The sequence below is a fragment of the Mycobacterium sp. genome (assembly GCF_032162605.1).
Classification (GTDB): domain Bacteria; phylum Actinomycetota; class Actinomycetes; order Mycobacteriales; family Mycobacteriaceae; genus Mycobacterium.
In genome coordinates this window covers 1-6591 of the sequence record NZ_JAVROT010000047.1, presented here as the reverse complement: position 1 = coordinate 6591, position 6591 = coordinate 1, and the positions used below count along the sequence as shown (strand labels likewise).

Below are 6591 nucleotides of genomic sequence, written 5' to 3'. Positions count from 1 at the left end.
AGACGCTGCTGATGAAGGCCATCTACGAATTCCACCCCGATTACGTCGGATCCCAGGTCTGGTGGGGCGACCCCGAACAGTCGTGGGGCATGGCCAACATCGAAGGTGGTGACGTGCTGGTTCCCGGTGCGGCGGCCGTACTCGTCGGCCTTGTCGGCGCCCATGTAGCGGTGACCGGTACGGGTCGCGATGGCGACCAGGTCCTGCGGGTCCTCGCTGATCGAAGCGATGCCCTGAACCTGGACGAAGGAGTACGGCGGATGCGGATCGTCGACGCATACGACCACGCGAGGGTCCCTCGCCAAGGCGCGCCCCTTGGCGGTGTCCTTGCCGGTGTTGAACGCCAGTCGGCCACCGTCCACGACGAACCACACCGGCGCGACCAGCGGTCGGCCGTCGGCCGCCACGTAGCCGAGCATCGCCGTACGAGTGCCCTCGGACACGAATGCGATCACGTCATCGGAGAGTTCGCTCACGTCGACCACGGTAAGCGAGACAGGTCACAGGAGTCGGGCGACCGTCCAATTGACAGGAGACAGTTTGACGGCCTAGATATATTGAGCGCACGGTTCCACGTGTCGAGCCAGGTGGCGTCCCAGTCGGGCGACGAACCAAAGTGATCGAGGGCAGTGAACGTCGAATGAGTGACACGCACCTCGAGCGTTCCAAGATCGCGCATTGGATCCGGAGGTTGGCGCTGCCGATCGTGCTCGGCTGGCTGGCGCTCACGGTCATCACCAACGTCGCCGTGCCGTCCTTGGAGGAGGTCGGCCAAGCGCACACGGTGTCGATGAACGCCAAGGATGCGCCATCGATGATGTCGATGGAGAAGATCGGCAGGACCTTCCAGGAGTTCACCTCTGACAGCAACGCCATGGTCATCCTGGAGGGCGACCAGCCGCTGGGCGCCGACGCTCACCACTACTACGACCAGCTGATCAAGAAGTTCGAAGCCGACACGGCCCACGTCGAGCACATCCAGGACTTCTGGGGCGATCCACTGACGGCGTCGGGCGCGCAGAGCAACGACGGCAAGTCTGCCTACGTGCAGGTCTATCTGCACGGCAACATGGGCGAAACGCTGGCCAACGAATCCGCCGAGGCGATCCGCGACATCGTCGACCACACGCCGGCCCCACCGGGCGTGAAGGCGTACGTGACCGGTGGCGCGCCGCTGGTGGCCGACCAACACGATGCGGGCGACAAGAGCATCGTCATGGTCACGCTGATCACGCTGGTGGTCATCGCGGTCATGCTCGTGCTCGTCTATCGATCGGTAGTCACCATGATCCTGGTGCTGCTGATGGTGTTCTCCGAGCTGGGCGCGGCCCGTGGCATCGTCGCCTTTCTCGGCTATCACGAGATCATCGGCCTCTCGACCTTCGCGACGAGCCTGTTGACCCTTTTGGTGATAGCCGCGGGAACCGATTACGCCATCTTCCTCATCGGCCGCTATCAGGAGGCGCGTGGTGCGGGGGAGGACAAGGAGTCGTCGTACTACTCGATGTTCCACGGGACCGCCCACGTCGTGCTGGGGTCCGGCCTGACCATCGCCGGTGCGATGCTGTGCCTCAGCTTCACGCGGCTGCCGTACTTCCAGACCCTTGGCGTGCCCTGCGCGGTGGGCACAACCGTCGCCGTGCTCGCCGCGCTGACCCTGGGTCCCGCGGTGATCGCGATCGGCAGCCGCTTCGGGCTGTTCGAACCGAAGCGCGCCATCCGGTCTCGGGGTTGGCGCCGGGTAGGCACCATGGTCGTGCGGTGGCCTGGTCCGATCCTGGTCGCGACGATCGCACTGGCGCTGGTGGGTCTGCTCGCGCTGCCCAGCTACCGGGCGAATTACAACGACCGCAAGTACCTGCCTACCGACATGCCTGCCAACGTCGGCTACCAAGTGGCCGACCGGCACTTCAACTCCGCCCGGATGAACCCCGAGCTGCTGATGATCGAGAGCGACCACGACCTACGCACGTCGGCCGACTTCCTCGTCATCGACAAGATCGCCAAGGCCGTCTTCCACACGCCCGGCATCTCGCGGGTCCAGACCATCACGCGGCCAGACGGCAAGCCGATCAAGCACAGCACCATCCCGTTCCAGATCAGCATGCAGGGCACCACCTCGCAGATGAACCAGAAGTACCAGCAGGATTCGTTCGCCAACATGCTCAAACAGGCCGACGACATGCAGACCATGATCAACACCCTGACGCACATGCTGGCGCTGATGGATGAGCTCAGCGCAAACATCCACGACATGACCGGCAAGATCAAAGACCTCTCGAACACGGTCTATGATCTGCGCGATCACATCTCGGACTTCGACGACTGGTTCCGACCACTCCGTGCGTACCTCTACTGGGAGCCGCACTGCTACGACATCCCGGTGTGCCAGGCGGGGCGGTCTGTGTTCGACACGTTGGACGGCATCGACGCGCTCAGTGATCAGATCGGCGGCCTGGTCGACAACATCGAGCAGCTGGATGCGCTCACGCCGCAGCTGGCGGCGTCGTTGCGACCCCAGCTCGAGCAGCTGAAGTCGGTGAAACAGATGATGCTGACGATGTATCAGACCCAGAAGGGCATGCAGGATCAGCAGTCGGCGATGCAGGAGAACCAGTCCGCGATGGGTGACGCGTTCGACGCGTCGAGGAACGACGACACGTTCTACCTGCCACCGGAGATCTTCGACAACAAGGACTTCAAGCGCGGGATGAAGAACTTCATCTCGCCGGACGGTCACTCGGTGCGCTTCATCATCAGTCACGAGGGCGATCCGGCCACCGCCGAGGGCATCTCGCACATCGATGCGATCAAGCAGGCCGCCAAGGAAGCCATCAAGGGTACGCCGCTGGAGGGGTCCAGCATCTACCTGGCCGGAACCGCCGCCACGTACAAGGACATGCGGGACGGGTCGTACTACGACCTGCTGATCGCCGGCATCTCCGCAGTGACACTGATCTTCATCATCATGCTGATCATCACCAGAGCCGTGGTGGCGGCAGCCGTGATCGTGGGCACGGTGCTGCTGTCGCTGGGCGCGTCGTTCGGTCTGTCGGTGCTCCTCTGGCAGCACATCCTCGGCCTCGAGCTGCACTGGATGGTGCTGGCGATGTCGGTCATCCTCCTGTTGGCGGTGGGTTCGGACTACAACCTGTTGCTGGTGTCCCGGTTCAAGGAAGAGCTGCACGGGGGGTTGAAGACCGGCATCATCCGCTCGATGGCGGGCACGGGTTCGGTGGTGACGTCGGCGGGCCTCGTCTTCGCCGCCACGATGGCGACGTTCGCGACCAGCGATCTGAAGGTCATGGGCCAGGTGGGTACCACCATCGCACTGGGCCTGCTATTCGACACCCTGATCGTCCGGACGTTCATGACCCCGGCGATCGCGGCCCTCATGGGCAAGTGGTTCTGGTGGCCGCAGAACGTCGGTGCGCGGCTCGGGAGGTACCGTCCGCGGCCAACCGATCCCGAGCCCGTGACGTCGCCCGTCTCCACTGGAGTCTGACGGATTCAGCTGAGGCGCAACGGGGTTCGTCAACCCTGGGCGGTGGGCGAGCGGTTCCGGTGGTCGCGGTACCAGTGCGTGGCCTTTTCGATCGAATCGTGCACCGGCTCCGGACGCCAACCCAGTTCGCGTTCGGCCTTGCCGTGATCCATGGGTGACATGACGTGCATCAGCCGCACGCTGAGTGTCGACAGGGCCATGTCGCGTCGCAGCAGCGTGGCCGCCACGTCGCCTGCGAAGCCCAGCACGTACATCGCGCGCAGCGGGATGCCGAAGCGTGGCGGTGTCGCGTCGCCCGCCTCGGCCGCCGCGGCGTAAAGCTCCCGAGCCGTCATGAAACGCTCGGAGATGATGTACCGCTCGCCGTTTCGGCCCTCGTCGGCCGCCAGCAGGAGCGCGGCCGCGGCATCCTCGATGCCGACGACCTCGCTCGCGGTGCCCTTGATGTACGCGGGCATCTTGCCCGCCGATGCCGCGTACAGCAGCGCGCCGTGGGTGGTCGGCGCGTAATCGCCGGGACCGTACGTATTGGCGACGCACAACGCGACCGCGGGAAGTCCGCGTTCCCTCGCGTACTTCAGCACCAGGTTCTCCGCTGCCACCCGGGATTGGATGTAGCCGCCACCCTTGTCGGCCCAGTTGAACTCGTCGTCCTCGGTGGCCGCGCGGCCTTCGGTGGGGATGCCGATGGTGCCGATGCTGCTGGTGAAGACGAAGCGGTGAAGGTCCGCGTCGACCGCCGTGTCCAGAACATGTTGCAGCCCTTCGACATTGGTGCGGAAGAGCGGAGCGGGGTCACGCAGCCACACCCTGGTGTCGACGACGCAGTAGAAGACGTCGTCGACACCGTCCATCGCAGACCGCAGTGCCTCGTCGTCGAACACGTCACCGTAGTGGCGCTCGACGGTCAGATCGTCGATGGCCTTCGTCGAACTCGTTCGGCGCAGCAGGACCCTGACCTCGTCGCCGCGCTCGACGAGCTGACGCGTGACGTGCGAGCCTAGGAATCCGCTCGCACCGATGACCAACTTCGTTCGACCTGCCATGGTCGTGAATTTAGCGACACCAGCGCGCATTCGGTACGGTCAACCGCCGTCGGAAGGGAGTTTGATCAGGTGAACGAATTGGAGCCGTCAGAGCCAGCCGCCGTGGTGCGCGCGCACCGGGTGCGCCGGATGGCGGGCCGCGATCCCCACGAGCGCCACCGCGTGGCCACGCCGCTGGAACTGCTGTTCGACCTGACGTTCGTCATCGCGTTCGGCGTCGCGGCCTCAGAGCTTTCCCACATGGTCGCCGCGGGCCACGTCGGGGTCGGGCTGACGAGTTTCCTCTTCGCGACGTTCGCGACGTGCTGGGCCTGGATCAACTTCACCTGGTTCGCCTCGGCATATGACACCGACGACTGGATCTACCGCGTCCTGACGATGATGCAGATGGTCGGTGTGCTCATCCTGGCGCTGGGCATCCCGCCGTTCTTCACCTCGATCGAACACGGCGGGCACCTCGACAACGCCCTCATGGTCGCCGGTTACGTCGTGATGCGGGTCGCGATGGTGACTCAGTGGCTGCGGGCCGCGCGGCAGGATCCGGCGCGCCGCTCCGCGAGCCTGACCTACGCAACGGTCATCACGATCGTCCAGATCGGCTGGATCACCTCGATCTTCCTGCCGCTGTCCGTTCCCGTCGGGCTCGTCGTGTTCGCGCTGCTGGCCCTCGCGGAGATGGTCGGACCGTGGCTCGCCGAGACCCGCAAGGGTGGCACGCCCTGGCATGCCCACCACATCGCCGAGCGGTACGGGCTGCTGGCCATCATCGCGCTCGGCGAGGGCGTGGTCGGCACGGTGGCCTCGCTGGGCGCCGTGGTGACGGAGCACGGGTGGACGCCGGATGCCGTCATCCTCGCCGTCGCCGGTACCGGCCTGACCTTCGGTATGTGGTGGATCTACTTCGCCCTGCCGTCCGCCGACCTCCTGCACGCGCACCCCGAGCGGTCGTTCCCGTTCGGCTACCTGCACATCGCGGTGTTCGGGGCGATCGTCGGCACGGGTTCGGGACTGCACACCGCCGCCTACTACGTCGAAGGGCACTCCGAGATCGGCCCCGTTGGCACCGTTTTGGCGGTGGCCGTCCCCGTAGGGGTCTACATCGCCTTGGTCTTCGTGCTCTACGGGTTGATGGTGAAGACGTGGGACGGGTTCCACGTCGTGCTCGCAGTCCTGTCGGCCGCCGTCCTCATCGCGGCCGTGGTCTCGGCGGGCGCGGGCGTGCCCATGACGGCGTGCCTGCTGATCGTCACCTTGGCGCCGGTGGTCAGCGTGGTGGGTTTCGAGGTGCTGGGGCACCGTCACGCCGCGCAGGCCGTCTCGGCCAGTGTCGTAAAAGGCCCGTAAAAGCGAGGCGGCGGATTCGGCGTCAGCACTGCGGGTACGGCTCGCTCGCCCTCAGCGCTCGCGGGCGTTCGCGTCGAACGTCTCGAGCAACGAGCGCTCCTGCTCGGCCTTCATCAAACGCCGCGTCTTGCCTCGCGTGATGAGAATCCCGACGACGGCGAGCACCCAGATCGCGTACTGCACTGTCCAGGCCAGCCGGAACGACTCGAACGAGTACCCGCCCGCTGCCCCGAGGATGACGCCCATCGCCTGCATGACCAACAGCGAGGCGACGAAACCGCCCATGTTGACCATGCCCTGTGCGGTGCCCAGCGTGGCGCTCGGATTGAAGGTGCGCGCGAAGTCGAAGCCAACCATCGAGCCGGGGCCACCAACGGAGATGACGACGATCAGCGCGACGAGCAGCCAGAGCGGCGCCCGATGCGGCAGCGCCAGAACCACCGTCCAGGCCAACGCGTTGGCGCCGATGATGGCCAACACCAGGCGTGACCGCCGATGCGGTAGCCGACCCGTGAAGATTCCGACGAGGATGCCCGACGAGATGGCGGCGATGACCGAGATCGTCAGCAGAGCGCCCGCCGCGCCTGGCGAAAGGCCCTGCGCCACAGTCAGATACGGTACTCCCCACATCAGCGCGAAGGCCGTGACGGAGAACTGGGTGCCCATATGGGTGAAGAACCCCAGCCGCGTGCCCGG

At 65.5% G+C, this 6591-nt stretch carries 4 protein-coding genes and 2 pseudogenes; 3 read left to right on the top strand and 3 right to left on the bottom strand.

What is annotated here, in order from left to right:
* Positions 1–152, top strand: a pseudogene (locus QOI01_RS02665) (arginine deiminase family protein); the annotation flags it as partial.
* Here the strand turns inward: QOI01_RS02665 and QOI01_RS02660 are convergent.
* A pseudogene (locus tag QOI01_RS02660) lies at positions 129–419 on the bottom strand (PPOX class F420-dependent oxidoreductase); the annotation flags it as partial. The pseudogenes QOI01_RS02665 and QOI01_RS02660 overlap by 24 nt on opposite strands.
* Positions 420–640: 221 nt before the next feature.
* On the opposite strand from QOI01_RS02660, the gene QOI01_RS02655 reads away from it, so the two are divergent.
* Positions 641–3505 (top strand): MMPL/RND family transporter, encoded by a 2865-nt coding sequence (locus tag QOI01_RS02655; protein ID WP_526378336.1) that lies wholly within the window; start codon positions 641–643, stop codon positions 3503–3505.
* A 29-nt stretch (positions 3506–3534) separates the two neighbouring features.
* Here the strand turns inward: QOI01_RS02655 and QOI01_RS02650 are convergent, their stop codons facing one another.
* Positions 3535–4551: an NAD-dependent epimerase/dehydratase family protein gene (locus QOI01_RS02650; protein ID WP_526378334.1), complete on the bottom strand. Its 1017-nt coding sequence runs from the start codon at positions 4549–4551 to the stop codon at positions 3535–3537.
* A 129-nt stretch (positions 4552–4680) separates the two neighbouring features.
* Between QOI01_RS02650 and QOI01_RS02645 the strand changes: the two genes are divergently transcribed.
* Positions 4681–5895 carry a low temperature requirement protein A gene (locus tag QOI01_RS02645; protein WP_526378338.1) on the top strand — a complete coding sequence of 405 codons (1215 nt, stop codon included), beginning with the start codon at positions 4681–4683 and terminating at the stop codon, positions 5893–5895.
* Between the two features lie 51 nt (positions 5896–5946).
* Here the strand turns inward: QOI01_RS02645 and QOI01_RS02640 are convergent.
* The coding region (locus QOI01_RS02640) for an MFS transporter (protein WP_526378332.1) at positions 5947–6591 on the bottom strand (645 nt) is incomplete at its 5' end.